The organism is Sphingomonas sp. (assembly GCF_036387535.1).
Taxonomy (GTDB): domain Bacteria; phylum Pseudomonadota; class Alphaproteobacteria; order Sphingomonadales; family Sphingomonadaceae; genus Sphingomonas_R.
In genome coordinates, this window is the sequence record NZ_DASVTO010000065.1 from 14,225 (window position 1) to 29,830 (window position 15,606).

9 protein-coding genes are annotated in these 15,606 nt (G+C 67.7%); 3 read left to right on the plus strand and 6 right to left on the minus strand.

Annotated elements, in window-relative coordinates:
* Positions 1-73 precede the first annotated feature (73 nt).
* Genes VF649_RS05665 through VF649_RS05690 form a run of 6 tightly spaced genes read right to left on the minus strand, consistent with a single transcriptional unit; the run spans position 74 to position 13,169 of the window.
* The gene (locus tag VF649_RS05665; protein WP_331010987.1) at positions 74-1,996 is read right to left on the minus strand and encodes an alpha-L-fucosidase; all 1,923 of its coding nucleotides are present in this window, start codon (positions 1,994-1,996) and stop codon (positions 74-76) included.
* On the minus strand, positions 1,993-4,305 hold the full coding sequence (locus VF649_RS05670; RefSeq protein ID WP_331010988.1) for a GH92 family glycosyl hydrolase: 2,313 nt from the start codon (positions 4,303-4,305) through the stop codon (positions 1,993-1,995). The genes VF649_RS05665 and VF649_RS05670 overlap by 4 nt, the downstream gene beginning before the upstream one ends.
* Positions 4,302-5,726 (minus strand): glycoside hydrolase family 125 protein, encoded by a 1,425-nt coding sequence (locus VF649_RS05675; protein ID WP_331010989.1) that lies wholly within the window; start codon positions 5,724-5,726, stop codon positions 4,302-4,304. Before VF649_RS05675 ends, VF649_RS05670 begins: the two co-directional genes overlap by 4 nt.
* On the minus strand, positions 5,723-8,272 hold the full coding sequence (locus VF649_RS05680; protein ID WP_331010990.1) for a glycoside hydrolase family 3 C-terminal domain-containing protein: 2,550 nt from the start codon (positions 8,270-8,272) through the stop codon (positions 5,723-5,725). Before VF649_RS05680 ends, VF649_RS05675 begins: the two co-directional genes overlap by 4 nt.
* The gene (locus VF649_RS05685) at positions 8,269-10,854 is read right to left on the minus strand and encodes a beta-mannosidase (RefSeq protein WP_331010991.1); all 2,586 of its coding nucleotides are present in this window, start codon (positions 10,852-10,854) and stop codon (positions 8,269-8,271) included. Before VF649_RS05685 ends, VF649_RS05680 begins: the two co-directional genes overlap by 4 nt.
* Positions 10,851-13,169 carry a beta-N-acetylhexosaminidase gene (locus VF649_RS05690; protein ID WP_331010992.1) on the minus strand — a complete coding sequence of 773 codons (2,319 nt, stop codon included), beginning with the start codon at positions 13,167-13,169 and terminating at the stop codon, positions 10,851-10,853. The genes VF649_RS05685 and VF649_RS05690 overlap by 4 nt, the downstream gene beginning before the upstream one ends.
* A gap of 120 nt (positions 13,170-13,289) precedes the next feature.
* Here VF649_RS05690 and VF649_RS05695 point away from each other — a divergent pair, with 120 nt between their 5' ends.
* From VF649_RS05695 to VF649_RS05705, 3 genes are all read left to right on the plus strand, one after another.
* Positions 13,290-14,069, plus strand: coding sequence for a copper homeostasis protein CutC (locus VF649_RS05695; RefSeq protein ID WP_331010993.1), 780 nt, complete (start codon positions 13,290-13,292; stop codon positions 14,067-14,069).
* Positions 14,070-14,180: 111 nt separating this feature from the next.
* Positions 14,181-14,918 (plus strand): GntR family transcriptional regulator, encoded by a 738-nt coding sequence (locus tag VF649_RS05700; RefSeq protein WP_331010996.1) that lies wholly within the window; start codon positions 14,181-14,183, stop codon positions 14,916-14,918.
* Between the two features lie 43 nt (positions 14,919-14,961).
* Positions 14,962-15,606: SIS domain-containing protein (locus tag VF649_RS05705; RefSeq protein ID WP_331010994.1), on the plus strand; the 645-nt coding region annotated here is incomplete at its 3' end.

Sequence of the window (15,606 nt, forward strand, 5' to 3'; positions counted from 1 at the left end):
CACATGCTGGCCGGTTCCTACCTCAGCATGACTCCCATATATGAACTTTCTTGTCAAATATGAACATCAGGGGTCAGCGACGCTGCGTAAACCCGCCGATGCCGGCGATGGCGAGCCGGTCCGCAGGGACGGCCGTCTGCGCGAAGCCGAGCCGGAGGTAGCGGGCGGGACGGGGACTGTCGAAGTTCAGCCGCTGCGTGGAAAGCGCATAGGCGATGTTCGACAATTCCCCCGACGCACCGGGTTGCCACACGCGACCGTCGGTGCTGGTTTCCGCAACGAAGCCGCGGGGCGGGGCGGCGCCGTTCATGACATGCCGCGACGGCGTCAGGCTGAAACCCGCCATGGGGTGGACGGCACCCATGTCCACCGTCACGCTGGCGGGGTGGCCCGGCGTCGGTGCCGGCAGGATCCAGATCGTGGCCGCGTCATTGTCGAGCAGCTTTTCCGCGTCCGGGGCCGATGCCGCGACGATGCGCCAGCCGGCGGTCGACAGGATGGTCGGATCGGACGAGACGATCGGCGCGACCGGCACGGGGGCCACGGATCGGAACAGCGCGACCTCGCTGATCGCAGGGCCGGCGGTGGCATCCAGGATGCGCAGCCGCACGCGACGGGCGGCGATCGGCGCAGGCAGGCGGATGATGCGTTGTGCGGAGATGCATTCGTGCGTGGCGAGCGTGCGCCACGCGCCTTCGACCTGCGCATCGACCGCGAACCGCGTGACCCGGCAGCCGAGCGGAAGATGTTCACGGATGCGGATCAGGTCGAACATGCGGCCGGGTGGCAGATCGAGCGTCAGGCTGGGCGTCGTGACCCCGTCCGGCACCGTCCAGTAGCTGGCGCGATCGCGATCGAGCACGCGCGCCGGTTCGAACCCGGCACCCCGGTTGGCGCTGGCGCTGGCTACGGCGCCTTGCGCCAGATCGGTGGCGAAGCTGGCGCGGATCGCATCGCCGAAGGATTTCAGCACCGCGACATCATGATCGGCAATCCGGCCGCGGCGATCCGGTGGCAGGTTCAGATTGAGGTTGGTGCCGCGCGCGACCGATTCGTCAAACAGCTGGATCAGCCGGCGCGGGCTTTTGACCTTGGAATCCTCGTCGGCATGGTAGAACCAGCCGGGGCGGATCGAGGTGTTGGTTTCGGCAGGCCACCACAAGGCCGCGCCGCGCACCCCGGAATTGCCCTCCGCCTGTACATAGGGGTGATCGGGCATGGTCGGCCAGCAGGGGTCGCCGGCGACGCCGTCCTCGTTGCCGACCCAGCGGATGTCGGCGCCGAGCGGATCGAAGGTGCAGGCGAGCGGCTGATGCCGGTGGACCAGCGCGATCGTTTCCGGCCAATTATAATATTTCGGTGCGTCGATCGTCCGCGTCTCACGCGCGCCACCATAATAACCGTCGCCGCCGTTCGCGCCATCGAACCAGAATTCGAACAATGCGCCATAGCGGGTGCAGAGTTCGACGATCTGCTTGCGGAAATAGTCGACATAGGCGGGGCGGCCATATTCGGCGTGATTGCGATCCCAGGGAGACAGATAGATGCCGAACGCCATGCCGGCGCGGCGGCAGGCGGCGGCGACTTCGCCGACGATATCGCCCTTGCCTCCCTTATAGGGACTGTTGCGGACGCAATGTTCGGTCAGCAACGTCGGCCAAAGGCAGAAACCGTCATGATGCTTCGCCGTGAGGATCAGCCCGGTCAGCCCGCCAGCCCGGGCCGCCGCCACGATCTGGTCCGCGCTGAAATCCGTGGGATCGAAGCGTTTGGGATCCTCGTCGCCATAGCCCCATTCCTTGTCGGTGAAGGTGTTCATCGAAAAGTGGATGAAGGCGTAGCGTTCGCGCTGGTGCCAGCGCCATTGACGATCGCTGGGCGTCGCGCCCCAGGGTTTCGGCGCGGCGGGACGGCCGGTGGTGCGGCCGGGCGTGGCACCCACGGCCAGACCGGTGGCAATGCCGGTCGCGATCAGGCTGCGGCGGTCGAGCGTCATGCGCCGGCTCCATGTCCGAAGGAAGGTGGGCGGTCGGCCAACGCGCGACCGAAGGCGGGATTAGGGGCATTGCCTATCGTAAAGCGCAACGTGCCACCGCGGATCAGCGTAGCGTGATCGATCCAGCTTTTCGTCCAGGGGCGGCCGTTCCACGTCACCGACTGGACATAGCAGCGGTTCGGTCCGTTGCCGGGCGCCTCGATAATCAGGCGACGGTTGTCGCCCACCCGGACCACCGCGCGGTCGAACAGCGGCGCACCGAAGACATAGACGGCGCTGACCGGATCGACCGGGTAGAAGCCGAGCGCGCTCATCACGAACCAGGCGCTCATCTGCCCGCAATCATCATTGCCGATGATGCCGTCGGGATCGGCCTTGTACATCTCCGTCAGAAGGCGGCGCACCATGCGCTGCGTCTTCCACGGTGCGCCGACATAGGCATAGAGGTAGGCGACATGCTGGTCGGGTTCATTGCCATGCGCATATTGGCCGACCAGCCCGCTGATGTCCGGTGGGGCATCGGCCGGCAAGGTCGATGGCGCGGCGAACAGCGCATCCAGTTTCGCCTCGAACGCCGCAGGGCCGCCGAGATGCGCGATATGGCCGTAGACGTCATGCTGGTTCAGGAAGGTTGCCTGCCAGCCATTGGCCTCCGTATAATCACGATAGTCCTTGCCGTGCCCCAGCTGGATCGGATCATAGGGCGTGGTCCACGCGCCATTTTCCAGGCGGGGGCGGGCAAACCCCGTCCCTGGATCCAGGACGTTGCGATAGTTCAGGCTGCGTTTGTTCAAGCGATCGGCGTCGGCGCTGGCACCGGCGGCGCGGGCCAGATGCGACGACGCCCAGTCGTCATAGGCATATTCCTGCGTGCGGCTGACCGATTCCCATGTCCTGTCCGCCGGAACGAAGCCCAGCCGGTCATACAGGTCGCGCGCCTTGCTGTTGTCGAGATCGGGCGCGGTGAAATCGAAGCTGCGCTTGCGGATCGCGGGCCATGCCGCGGCATAATCGGCGGGAATGCCCTTGGCCTGTGCCTCGGCCAGCACGGAAACACCGTGCCAGCCCATCATCGTGCCGGTTTCCACCCCCTGCAGCGGCCAGACCAGCGGACCATAGGGGCTGAGCGCCGTCTGGCGGATCATGTCATCGACCAGCGATTTGGCGCGGTCGGGTGCGACCAGCGTCAGCAGCGGGTGGAGCGCGCGATACGTGTCCCACAGCGAATAGCTGCTATAGGCCGCGCCGCCCGCCGGGACTGTATGGACCTGACGATCGAGCGCGACGTAGCGGCCATCGACATCCGAGAAGAGCGTGGGCGCGACCTGCGCATGGTAGAGTGCGCTCGCCATGATCGTGCGCTGGTCCGCCGTGCCGCCGGATACGGTGATCGCGCCCAGCGCATCGTCCCACCGCCGCGCCGCCGCGCTGCGGATCCGGTCGAAGTTCCAGTGTCGGGCCTCCGCCGCAAGGTTGGCGCGGGCGCCCGCGATGTCGACGGCGGAGATGCCGGTGCGCATCAGGATCGGCGCCTGCCCGGCGTTGGTATAATGCAGTACCGCCTTCAACCGCTTGCCCGTCACGCCCGCGGAACCCGCCGGCGCGGCGATATCGCCATCGCCGTAGAAGGTGATGCGATCGGGGCGGCGGGAAAGCTGCATCGCGAAATGGATGCGGCGCCCCTTGGCCCAGCGGAACACCCGCCGGCTGCCGGTGAGCGTTCCGTCGGCATCGACGTGCAACGCGGCGTCGTCCACCAACGTGCCCTGATCCCAACGATCCAGGACCAGGTGCGACAGGTCGATCAGCAGATGCCCGGCGCCGGCCGGAAAGCTGTAGCGATGCCAGCCCGTGCGTTCGGTGACGGTGAGTTCCGCCCGAACGCCGGATTCCAGCCGGACACGATAATAGCCCGGCTCGGCATGTTCGTCCGAAAACCGCTGCCGATAGCCCGCATCGGGATCGGCGAGCGTGCCGGGAGTCAGCTGGACCGGACCGGTCGTCGGCACCACCAGCACATCCAGCATGTCCCCGATACCGGTGCCGGACAGATGCGTGTGCGAAAACCCCATGATCGAGGTGTCGGTACGATGATAGCCGGAGCAGGCGTCCCAGCGTTCGACATCGGTATCGGGGCCGAGCTGGACCATGCCGAACGGCAGGGTCGGGCCGGGATAGGTGTGACCATGACCGCCGGTCCCGATGAACAGATCGGGCCTGGCAGCCGCGCGGGGCAGGGCGAAGGCGGTCCGCGCCGTCAGCGCGAGCGCGCCGGATCCGGCCAGGAGGGTGCGGCGGGTGAACGTCATGCGTTGGCTTTCAACAAAGCAGGGCGGCGTGCCGCGATATCCAGGATCAGTTCGCCGAACATGCCGTTCGCCCAGGCGAACCATTTCCGGGTGAAGAGGGCGCCGTCGTCCTGATCGAACGATTCGTGCATGAAGCCGGTGCCGCCATGACTGGCCTTCAGCCAGCGAAGACACTGCGCAATGGTCGCGTCATCGCGGGCGTTGAGTGCGTGCATCACGATCGCCATCGGCCAGATCTGCCGCAGCCAGGTGTGTGGGCTGCCGATACCGTCGGCGACCTTGCCGGAAAAGAAATAGGGATTGCGCGTGCTCCAGGCCCGGGCCGCGGTGCGACGCCAGAGCGGATCGTCCGGCTGGACACAGCCGAGATAGGCGAGCGCCGACAGCGACGGCACATTGGCATCGTCCATGAAATGCGCGTTGCCGATTCCGTCGACCTCATAGGCCCAGATTTCCTGGCCATCGGTGTCGCGGATCGTGCCGTGGCGGCGCAACGCGGCCGCCACTTCGTCGGCCAGTGCGATGGCGTCGTTCGCCAGCGCGCTGTCCCGCCGCGTTTCATGGGACAGCACCGCAAGCTGGCGGAGGGCGGTGACCGCAAACAGGTTGGACGGGATCAGGAAGGGCATGAGGCAGGCGTCGTCGGACGGCCGGAACCCCGAATGGATCAGCCCGACCGCGCGCGAAGGCGGGCCATAGCCGTCGAGCATCAGCGTCTCGCTGGGAATGTTCGATGCGCGCAGGAAGCGGTACGGCCCGCGATCCCCCTTGCGCTGCTGTTCGCGCATCGTGCGGATCGTGACGCGCGCGGCATCTGCCCACAGCGCATCGAACGGGGTGGGATCGTGCGTCGCCTGCCAGTAGCCGTGCGCGATCCGGATCGGGTAGCAGAGCGAGTCAAGTTCCCATTTCCGCTCGGCGACGCCGGGCTTCATCTCGGTCTGATCCTGCTTCGCCCAGGACAGGTTCGTGCCTGCACCCGGATCACGCATGAAGGCGTTGGCGTAGGGATCGATCAGCAGCGATCGGGCCTGTCGCGCGATGACGCCGCGGAACATCGTCCGCAGCGCGGGATCGCTGGCGGCGAGCGGCAGATAGGGTTGTAGCTGCGCCGAACTGTCGCGCAGCCACATCGCGTCGATGTCGCCGGTGATGACGAACGCGTCGGGCTTGCCATCCACGGTGCCCATGAACACGGTGGTGTCCAGCGTGTTCGGATAACAATTGCCGAACATCCAGGCGAGTTCGGGATCGGCGACCATCGCGGTCACCCGGGTAATCTCGCGTTCCACCGCCTTGCTGGTGAAACGGCGATCCGCGACCGCCGGGCGCCTGCTGGTGAACGCGGGCGCAGCAGAGCGGAGCGGCGTGACCATCCCGATCGCGGCCGCGCTGCCGATCAGGGTCCGGCGGTCGATCATTTCGGTAGCTCCAGTGCTGCGCCGGTCACGGTGAAGCCGGTCCAGACGCCGGGGCCGTCGCCAGGCTGTCCGCCGCCGATCCAGAGCCGGTAGGCGCCGGGCAGAACGCGGCGGACGCCGGCGCGGTTGACGCTGCTCATCCGGCGGGGATCGATCGTGACCGTGACGCGGCGCGTGGCGCCGGGTTTCAGCGTGACCCGCTGGAACGCCGCCAGCGCCCGTTGCAGCACCGGTTCGGTCAGTCCGGGGGCGGTACCGGCCGCCGGTGGAATCAGATAGGCCTGAACCACCTCATCCCCACCCTGCGCGCCGACGTTGGTCAGGTCGACGCCCGCCGTCAACGTCGCGCCGACCGCGATCGTCGGGGTCGCGCTGGCCCGCGCATAATCGAAGCGCGTGAAGCTGAGCCCATGACCGAACCCCCAGAGCGGCGTACCGGTGAAGTAGCGGTAGGTGCGGTCCTTCATCCCGTAATCGATGAAGGCCGGCAGGTCGCTGGTCGCCTTGTAAAAGGTGACGGGCAAACGTCCCGACGGGTTGTTGCGGCCGGCCAGCGTTTCGGCGATCGCGGTGCCGCCGGCCTCGCCCGGATACCATGCGGCCAGGATCGCGTCGGCCTTTGCCGGATCGAGCGCGACCGCGCTGCCCGACGCGAGGATGATGACCAGCGGTTTGCCGGTCGCGGCCAGCGCGTCGATCAGCCGGCGTTGCGGTTCGGGCAGGCCGATGTCGCTGCGGTCGCCGCCGACGAAGCCGGGCACCTGCACCTGAAGCGCTTCGCCCTCCAGATCGGGCGAGAGGCCGAGAACCGCGACGATGACGTCGGATGCCTGTGCGGCGGCGACGGCTTCGGCGCGGAGCGGTTCGGCGGGCGGCATCCAGAGCAGGCGGAGCCCTTCGTCCGCGGTGGCATGATCGATTTCCAGCCGGATCGCGTGGGGAGTGCCGCCGGACACGGTGACTTCGCCGCGGCCCTTGTCCAACGCGCCCGAAAGGACGGGGCGACCGTCGATCCAGAGCCGGACCGCATCATGCGCGGTGCAGTTTTTCCAGCAGGCCGGCGCATCGAGCACGAGCCGATACGCGCCCGGGCCGGGCGGAACGAATTCGCCGGTCCAGCGCACCGCGAACCGGGCGGGGGCCAGCCGCGGGAGCGGCACCGCACGGTTATAGTCGAAATCGACGCGGCGATCCTGCCGCACCGCGACCGGCGTGCCGCCGACGACGGGCGCATCGAAATATTCAGCCCGCAGACCGGGCCTGCCACCGGACCGGAGTGCCGTTTCGGGCACCACGACCGGCGCGCCTTCGGCCAGAACGGACCCTTGCGCATAGCGAACCCGATCCGCGCCGAACTGGTGCCGGATGCCGTCGAGCGGGGTGACCGGGGCGACGGCGGTGCCGTGATAATTGCCCTGCAACACACCGAGATCATCGGCGTTGGCACCGATCACCGCGATCCGGACACCGGGCTTCAGGGGCAGGCGGTTGGCATCATTCTTGAGCAGGACGATCGCCTTGCGCGCGGATTCCAGTGCGAGCGCGTGATGCGCGGGGGTGGCGATCTGCGTCGGTTCGATGCGGCCCCACGGATTGGCCGCGCCGAACGCGATGCCCAGGTCACGCCGGGCGGTCAGCGCGCGGACCAGCGCGGTATCGACCTCCGATTCCCGCACCAGCCCCTTGGCCACCGCGTCGGGCAGCGCGGCATAGGCCGTGCCGCAATTCAGATCGTTGCCACCCCGGATCGCGGCGGCGGACGCGCCGGCGGCATCCAGCCGATAATGGTGGAACAGGTGGACGTTCGCGACCGCATCGCAATCCGACACGGTAAGGCCGGTGAACCCCCAGTCGCGGCGCAACCGATCGATCATCAGCGACGGCAACGCACAGACCGGCACGCCGTGGATGGCGTTATAGGCGCACATCACCGAGCGCGCCTTGCCCTCCGTCACCGCCATGCGGAACGCGGGAAGGTAGGTCGCCTCCAGATCCTGGGGCGATGGATCGACGTCGAACCCGTCGCGTCCCGCCTCCGGCCCGCTATGCACCGCGAAATGCTTGGGGGTGGCGATGACCTTCGGGTGGGCGGGGTCGGGGCCTTGCAGGCCGCGGATGAAGGCGATCCCCAGGCTGCCGGTCAGGAACGGATCCTCGCCATAGGTTTCCTGGCCGCGGCCCCAACGCGGATCACGGAAGATATTGATGTTGGGGGACCAGATGGTGAGCCCCTGATAGATGGTGCGATCCGTTCCGACGGGCTGCGCGTTGAACTTCGCGCGCGCCTCCGTCGCGACGACATCGCCGACGCGGCCGATCAGGTCGGTGTCCCACGTCGCGGCCATGCCGATCGCCTGCGGGAACACGGTGGCGTGGCCGTTGCGGGCGAGGCCGTGCAGCCCCTCGTTCCACCAGTCATAGGCCGGCAGCCCGGCCTTCGCATCGGCGGGCGCGCTGCTCTGCAGTTGGGCGGCCTTTTCGGCCAGGGTCATGGTGGCGACCGTCGCCTGTGGGTCGGCGGCGGCCAGCAGGAGAGCGGCGATCATCGTATATCCTCCGGCCCGAGCGTGCGCAGGTGCAGGGCAGTGGCCAGCGTTGCGGGTGCGGCATCCGAGGTGACGTCAATCGCGATGCTTTCGCCCGGCAGTAGATCGAAGCCGTCCTCCGCCGGCTGCGCCGCGACCTCGCCGAAATCGAGCATCACAGCACGGGCGAGCCGGGCGGCGGTGATCGTCACGCGCTTGCCATCCCACCGCGCGGTCAGGCCAGGTGCAGGATAGGCCATGTCCTTCGGCGCCAGCCGTTCAACGATGGCGCGCGACACCGTGCGATCGTCGATCAGCAATTCGGCGACGGCAAAGCTGGCCTTGGGATCGGCGGTACCGAACATCCCGGCGTCCGACAGCGTCGCCGCGTCGCCGGCCGACAGCGGTGGCAGCGTCACGGCGGCGCTGCTTTCCTTGAGCACGCGACCGGCCATGTCCATCGCGCGCCATCGCCAGCGCGCGGCGATCGGCCGGGTCGCATCCGACACGAGCGCGATCCGCGTCGCCCCGTCCTTGTGCTCCGCCACGATCGCCTGCGGTGCGTAGAAACGGCGGGCGGCATAGTGGAGCAGTTTCCAGCGCCCGTACCAGTCGATGCTGGACCAGGACACGGCCGGCCAGACATCGTTGATCTGCCAGTAGAGCGACCCCATCGTCACCGGGCGGCAGGCGCGGTGGTGGAGCGCGCCGAGCCGGATCGCATCCGCCTGCATCGCCTGACTGAGATAGACCAGATCGGCGAAATCGCGTGGCGCGCGGTAATATTGTTTCAGGTAGAACAGAATGCGGTCATTGCCTTCGCCCGCCAGGAACTTCTGGTGCGCCTTCATCACCGCGCTGTTGGCGGACAGCGCGCCCGGGCCGGCGAAGTCGCGGATCGTGGCCAGGTCTGGCATCCCCTGGAACCCATATTCGGACATGAAGCGCGGGCAGCTGTCGGTATAGCGTTCGATCGGCTTCGATCCCGACCAGACATCCCAGAAATGGCGATCGCCCTGCGCATCGGTATCGACCGGGCCGTCATAGTCGGTGCTGGGGGAGCCGGGCCAATAGGGCACGTCGGGGTCGTTCACCGTCACCGCCTGACGCAGCGTGCGATCGAACAGCACCGCCATGCCGGCGCCGATCCGTTCCTGTTCATTCGCACCGACCGCCAGCTTGAACGCCTTGCGATCGGACCAGTTTTCCCAGCCGGACAGCACTTCGTTGCCGCCCGCCCACAGCACGATCGACGGATGCGCCTGCAGCCGGGCGACCTGCTGTTCCGCCTCGACCCGCACCGTATCGCGGAATGCCGCGTCGGGGGGCGTGACCGCGCCACCGAACATGAAATCCTGCCAGATCATCAGGCCCATGGCATCGGCCGTGTCATAGAAGGCGTCATCGAGATAGTAGCCGCCACCCCACACGCGGATCATGTTCATGTTGGCGTCCCGCGCACCCTGCAGCACGGTCCGCATCTGCGCAGGGGTGACGCGGTTGGCGAAGGTGTCGAACGGGATCAGGTTCGCGCCCTTGGCGAAAACGGGCGTGCCGTTGATCCGGAAGCCGAAACCGCCCTGGTCCCGGATCAGTTCGACGGTGCGCAGCCCGGTCCGGCGGGTCGCGCTGTCGATCGCCTTGCCGCGGTCCATCAGCGTGGCGGTGACCGTGTAAAGCGGTTGCGTGCCGTAGCCGACCGGTTGCCAGCGTTGCGGCCGCGCGATGTTGATCGGGACGGACACCGCATTGGCACCGCCGGCGACCGCGACCTGCCGCACCGCCCTGATCCGCCGGCCGTCGGGACCTGTCACGTCAATACGCACATCGATCCGGCGCGCGGTGTCGCCGGCAACGTCCAGGCGCGCCGAGAGCCGTGCCTCGGCATCGGTCAGCGCCTCCTGTTCGATCCGCAGCGTTGCGATGCGGGCATCGTCCCACGCTTCCAGCCGGACGGCGCCGGAAACGCCGATGGTGACGATGCGGGGCCCCCAATCCCAGCCATAATGATATTTCGGCTTGCGGATATAAGGCGAGGTCTGCCTGCCCTTGGGCTCGTCGCCAAAGGCCGAGTCATATTCGCCGGGCAACGGGTTCTTTTGCGCCAGCACCATCGGTTGCAGCGTTCGGATCGGCGATTTCAGCGTTACCAGAATCTCGTTCGCGCCAAGGCGCAGCGCGCGCTTGGCGTCGATCCGCCACCGGCGATGGGCATTGTCGGACGACAGCAGCGGCGCGCCGTTCACGCGGACATCGGCAAAGGTGTCGAGCCCGTCGAACACAAGGTCGAGATGATCGCGCGCCAGCATCGCCGCGGTGGCCTCCAGCGTCGTGCGATACTGCCAGCCGGACAGGCCGACCCACTGGATCGCGGCCTCGTTGGTGCCCTTGTACGGATCGGGCACGCTGCCGTGCGCAACCAGGTCGGATTGCACGCTGCCCGGAACGGTGGCCGCGCGCCAAGCCGCGGCGATGGGATGCGCCCTGGCGTCTGCGGGATCGATCCGCAGCTGCCACCCGCGATCGAGCGTGACCACCGTCTTGGGCGCGGCAAGCGCGGGGAGCGGTAGCGCCGCGGCGGCGAGCAGGATCCAGCGGGTCACCGGGCACGCTCCGTCAGGTGTAGCCGGGCGACCGCATAGAAGGGGTCGGACAAGGGGGAGGTGAATGTCAGGCAGATGTCCTGGTCGCCGTCCACCTTCGGCAGCGTGCCGGTGAAGCGGAACTGCGCGGGCGCGGTGCGGGGGTCGGGCAGCGGAAAGCTGGCGAGGACGACAGGCTTGGCGTCTTTCGCCGGATCGGCCGCGAGGCAGCCGATGCTGAGGATCAGTTCCCCATGCGGGGTCACGTTGTAGTAGGCCCGGAGCTTCGTGATGTCATGTGCCAGACCATAGTTGCGCGGCAGGCGGGCGACATCGACGGTGAAGCCCCGCGCCACGTCCAGCGGTGCCTGCGGGTAGACGGCGCAGGTATCGAACACGTTGATGCTGAACGCCGGTCCGTTGCTGATCGTTTCGGACGCGAGCGGGACGCGGAGCCCCAGCGGACCGCTGGGGCAGGCGACGAGATCGGATGTGGTGCGCGTGAGCAATGCGGCACGGCTGCTGTCGAACGCGCGTGGCGCGGCCGTTGCGGTGCCCGTCCTGTCATAGGCGGCCGCGCGCACCGTGATGCCGGGCTTCAAGGTCAGCGGCGTGGCATAGACCTTGGACCGGGAGGTCGGATCGGTCCCGTCCAGCGTGTAGCGGATCGTGCCCCAGGGAACCTGCGTCGCGAGCGCGACCGTCGCCTTGCCCGCGCGCAGGGCATCACCGCGGGTGCCCTGAAGCGTGTAGGCGACGGCAAAGCCGCTGTCGGCGACCTCCACGCCCGACCGGCGCCAGCGGGCGATCTGCGGATCGAGCCGCGCGACGAAATCGGCAAAGCTGCTGGTGCCCGCGGCGGACCATGTCTTCTCCGCAAGCGCGCCGATCCGCGGGAACAGCGCGTGCTGCACCTGATAGGGCGTGACCAGATATTCGCTCCAGGCGTTGGCCTGCGCCCCCAGAACATGCTTTGCCTTGTCCGCGGCAAGGCCCGCGGGCATCGGATCATAGCGATAGACGTCGGCAAGCGTCTGGATGCCTAGGCGCCCCGGCGGTTCATCGCCAAGATTGCTCTGGCTGTTGTCGAAATAGAGCTTGGGCGCGGGGCTCAGCACGACATCATGCCCCTGGCTGGCGGCATCCACGGCGCCCTGTTCGCCGCGCCAGGACATGACCGAAGCCGATGGTGGCAGTCCGCCCTCCAGGATCTCGTCCCAGCCGATCAGCCGGCGGCCATGATCGGCCAGATAGCGGCCGAACTGATCGATCAGCCAGCTTTGCAGCGCATTCTCGTCCTTCAGCCCCAAGGTCTTGATCTGGGCCTGCACGACGGGCGAGCGTTCCCATTGGTCCTTGACGGCCTCGTCGCCGCCGAGGTGGATGTAGCTGCCGGGGAAGATCTCCATGACCTCGTCGAGCAGGGCCTTCACGAAGGCGACGCCGTGGGGACCGGGATTGAAGAGATACGGGTTGACGCCCCAGTCCTGCGAAACATCGGGCCGGTCCCCCAGCACGCCCAGTTCGGGATAGGCGGCGACCAGCGCCTGCGCGTGGCCCGGCAGATCGATTTCCGGCACGATGACGATGTTGCGCGTCCGCGCATAGGCCACCAGCCCCTTCAATTCGGCCTGCGTGTAGAAACCCCCGACGCGCGGACCGAGCGCCCCTCCGCTGGACGGCGGGGTCCGCCAGCTGCCGATGGCGGTCAGCTTCGGATATTTCTTCACCTCGAATCGCCACCCCTGATCATCGGTCAGGTGCAGGTGGAGTGTGTTGAGCTTCACGGCCGCCATCTGATCGACGATGGTGTAGAGCGCGGGCAGCGGCAGGAAATGACGCGCCGGATCGATCATCAGACCGCGCCAGCCGAAGCGGGGTGCATCCTCGATCATGAGTGCGGGGATGGTGGTGGGTTGGCCGAACGCCCGGTCAGGGCTGATCAACTGCGCCAGCGTCATCGCCGCATTGACGAAGCCGGCATCACTGGCGGCCGTCAGAACGATGCCGCTCGGCGTTACGGCAAGCGTATAGGCTTCCGCACCCGCGACCGCCGGGTCGCGCACGAACCGGATCGCCCCGCCGTCGGCAAGGCGCAGGGCCAGTCCGCGTTCGGTGCGGACATGATCCACCAACAGGCGGGCGGCGGCGGAGGCACCCGCATCCGACGTGGTGATCGCGGTCGTGGCGCCGACGGTGAAGCTGCCGGTCTGGCGGGCGATCTTCTGCGGCATCGGCACCAGCGGCAGGACCTGCGCGCCTGTGGCGCCGGCGGATAGCGCGAAACCAAGCGCAAGAGCGGCGGTGCGGAGGATGCGGGACGCAGGCGCGGACAAATGGGGTTCTCCGGACGGAGGATTGGGTTCAGGTACTTCATTGGTATGATGCCGATCGCAAGAGGGTTCGTCCAGTGCGCTTCTGTGCGATGACGAAGCCATTGTGGATCAGGTGCGCGGATGCAGGAGATAGAGGTGGGTGCTGTGGAGACGTTGGAGCGCGCGCCGGGCGGGCCGATCCTGGAGATCTGTGTCGACGATCCGTCCGGGCTGGCCGCCGCGGTTGCCGGTGGGGCCGACCGCATCGAACTGTGCGGTGCGCTGGCGCTGGGCGGGTTGACGCCGTCTGCGGGGCTGATCGCGCTGGCGGCGCGATGCGGCATTCCGGCGCATGTCATGATCCGGCCGCGCGCGGGGGATTTCGTCTATACCGAATCCGAGATCGCGCTGATGTGTGACGACATCGCGCGTACGCTTGCAATGGGCGTTGCGGGCGTGGTGGTGGGGGCGACCGACCCGAAGGGGCATCCCGACCGGGCGGCGCTGATCCGCTTCCGCGATGTGGCCGGGGCGGGGGTGATCGTCTATCACCGGGCGATCGATCTGGCGCCTGATCCATGCGCCGCGGTCGAGACGCTCTGCGCCTTGCGGTATGACCATGTGCTGAGTTCCGGTGGCCGACACCGAGCGGCGGATGGCGTGGCGACCCTGGCGGCGATGGTGCGCGCGGCACGCGGGCGGCTGGGCGTGATCGTCGGATCGGGCGTGACCGCCGACAACGCCATGGCACTGATCCGGGCCACGGGCGTTCACCAACTGCACGCCTCCGCCAGCAGAACGCAGGTGTGGGACGATCCGCGGATCGCCGAATTCGGGTTTGGGCCCGTCGGCGCCCGCATGACCAGCAGGGACCATGTCGCGGCATTGCGCCGGGCAATGGGCGGAGCCACATGCCTGTGAACTATATAACCAATAAATGACCTATTGCGATGGTCCGGCAGTCGCGGTAGCGTTTAACCCGTGGTAGCGCCTCTGCAGGGCGATGTCGCCAAGAGGGGGTCACCGAACATCATGATGTTTTCCGCGCAGATCGGGCCATTCCGGCCAGGTAATCGGGCGCCCCTGTATCTGCAGCTGCAGCAACTGCTGCGCGATGCCATCCAGAACAACGTGCTGGGCGAAAATGATGCCATCCCGGCGGAGCGCGACCTGGCGGCGGAATATGACGTCTCCCGCATCACGGTGCGCAAGGCGATCGGCGGGCTGGTCGAAGAAGGGCTGCTGACCCGCCGACGCGGTGCCGGAACCTTCGTCGCAGTGCGTGTCGAGAAGAGCTTTTCCAAATTATCATCTTTTTCCGAAGACATGCTGTCGCGCGGACGCCAGCCGAGCAGCAGCTGGATCAGCCGTGCGGTGGGGGCCGTGACGCCGGAGGAGGCGCTGTCGCTCGGCCTGTCGCCGGGCGCGCCGGTCTACCGGTTCCGCCGGATCCGCTTTGCCGACGAGGTGCCGATGGCGCTCGAACTGTCGACGATCGCCAGCTACTGCCTGCCGTCGGTCGAAGCGGTCGGCGATTCGCTGTATGATGCGCTGGAGGCGGCGGGAAACCGCCCGGTGCGCGCGCTGCAGCGGTTGCGCGCGGTGCCGTTCGGCGCGGAACATGCCCGCATGCTGGGCGTCGGCGCGGGTCATGCCGGCCTGTTGATCGAGCGACGCGCGTTCCTGCGCGATGGCCGTGCGGCCGAATACACCCAGTCCTTCTATCGCGGCGACGCCTATGATTTCGTCGCGGAACTCACCGATATCTGAGGCAAGCATGACCGATATGGCGACCGTGCCCCGACATACGTTGATGGCATCCGAATCCCGCGAGGCGCCGGCCGTGGTCGCGCGGATGCTCACGGAAAATCGTGCCGCACTGCAGATCCTTGGTGAACGGCTGCGGGCCAATCCGCCGCAGGTTGTGGTGACCTGTGCCCGTGGATCGTCCGATCATGCTGCCACTTATGGCAAATATCTGATCGAGACGCTGACCGGCGTGCCGGTGGCATCGGCTGCGCCATCGATCACGTCGCTCTATGCGGCGCCGATGTCGGCCGCCAATGCGGTGGTGATCGCGGTATCCCAATCGGGTCGCAGCCCGGACCTGCTGGCGACCGTGTCGGCCTACCGCGCCGGTGGCGCCTATGTGGTGGCGTTGGTCAACGATGCGACATCGCCGCTGGCGGAAATGGCGGACGCGTTCCTGCCGCTGCACGCCGGGCCGGAACGCGCGGTGGCGGCGACCAAATCGTGCATCGCGGCGCTGGCCGGGCTGGCCGCGATCGCCGCGGCATGGAGCGAGGATGCGGCACTGACCGCGGCGCTCGACCGGCTGCCCGATGCGCTGGCCGCGTCGCTGGCGTTGGACTGGTCTGCTGCGACGGACGCGTTGCGGGACGTGACGCGGATGTTCGTGCTGGGCCGCGGATTCGGACTGGGCATCGCGCAGGAAGCT

Bases quoted from the DNA above. Each gene is read 5' to 3' on its own strand.
- VF649_RS05665 (WP_331010987.1), bottom strand. From the start codon at position 1,996: ATGACGCTCGACCGCCGCAGCCTGATCGCGACCGGCATTGCCACCGGT.
- VF649_RS05700 (WP_331010996.1), top strand. From the start codon at position 14,181: ATGATGTTTTCCGCGCAGATCGGGCCATTCCGGCCAGGTAATCGGGCG.
- VF649_RS05675 (WP_331010989.1), bottom strand. From the start codon at position 5,726: ATGATCGACCGCCGGACCCTGATCGGCAGCGCGGCCGCGATCGGGATG.
- VF649_RS05695 (WP_331010993.1), top strand. From the start codon at position 13,290: ATGCAGGAGATAGAGGTGGGTGCTGTGGAGACGTTGGAGCGCGCGCCG.
- VF649_RS05680 (WP_331010990.1), bottom strand. From the start codon at position 8,272: ATGATCGCCGCTCTCCTGCTGGCCGCCGCCGACCCACAGGCGACGGTC.
- VF649_RS05670 (WP_331010988.1), bottom strand. From the start codon at position 4,305: ATGACGTTCACCCGCCGCACCCTCCTGGCCGGATCCGGCGCGCTCGCG.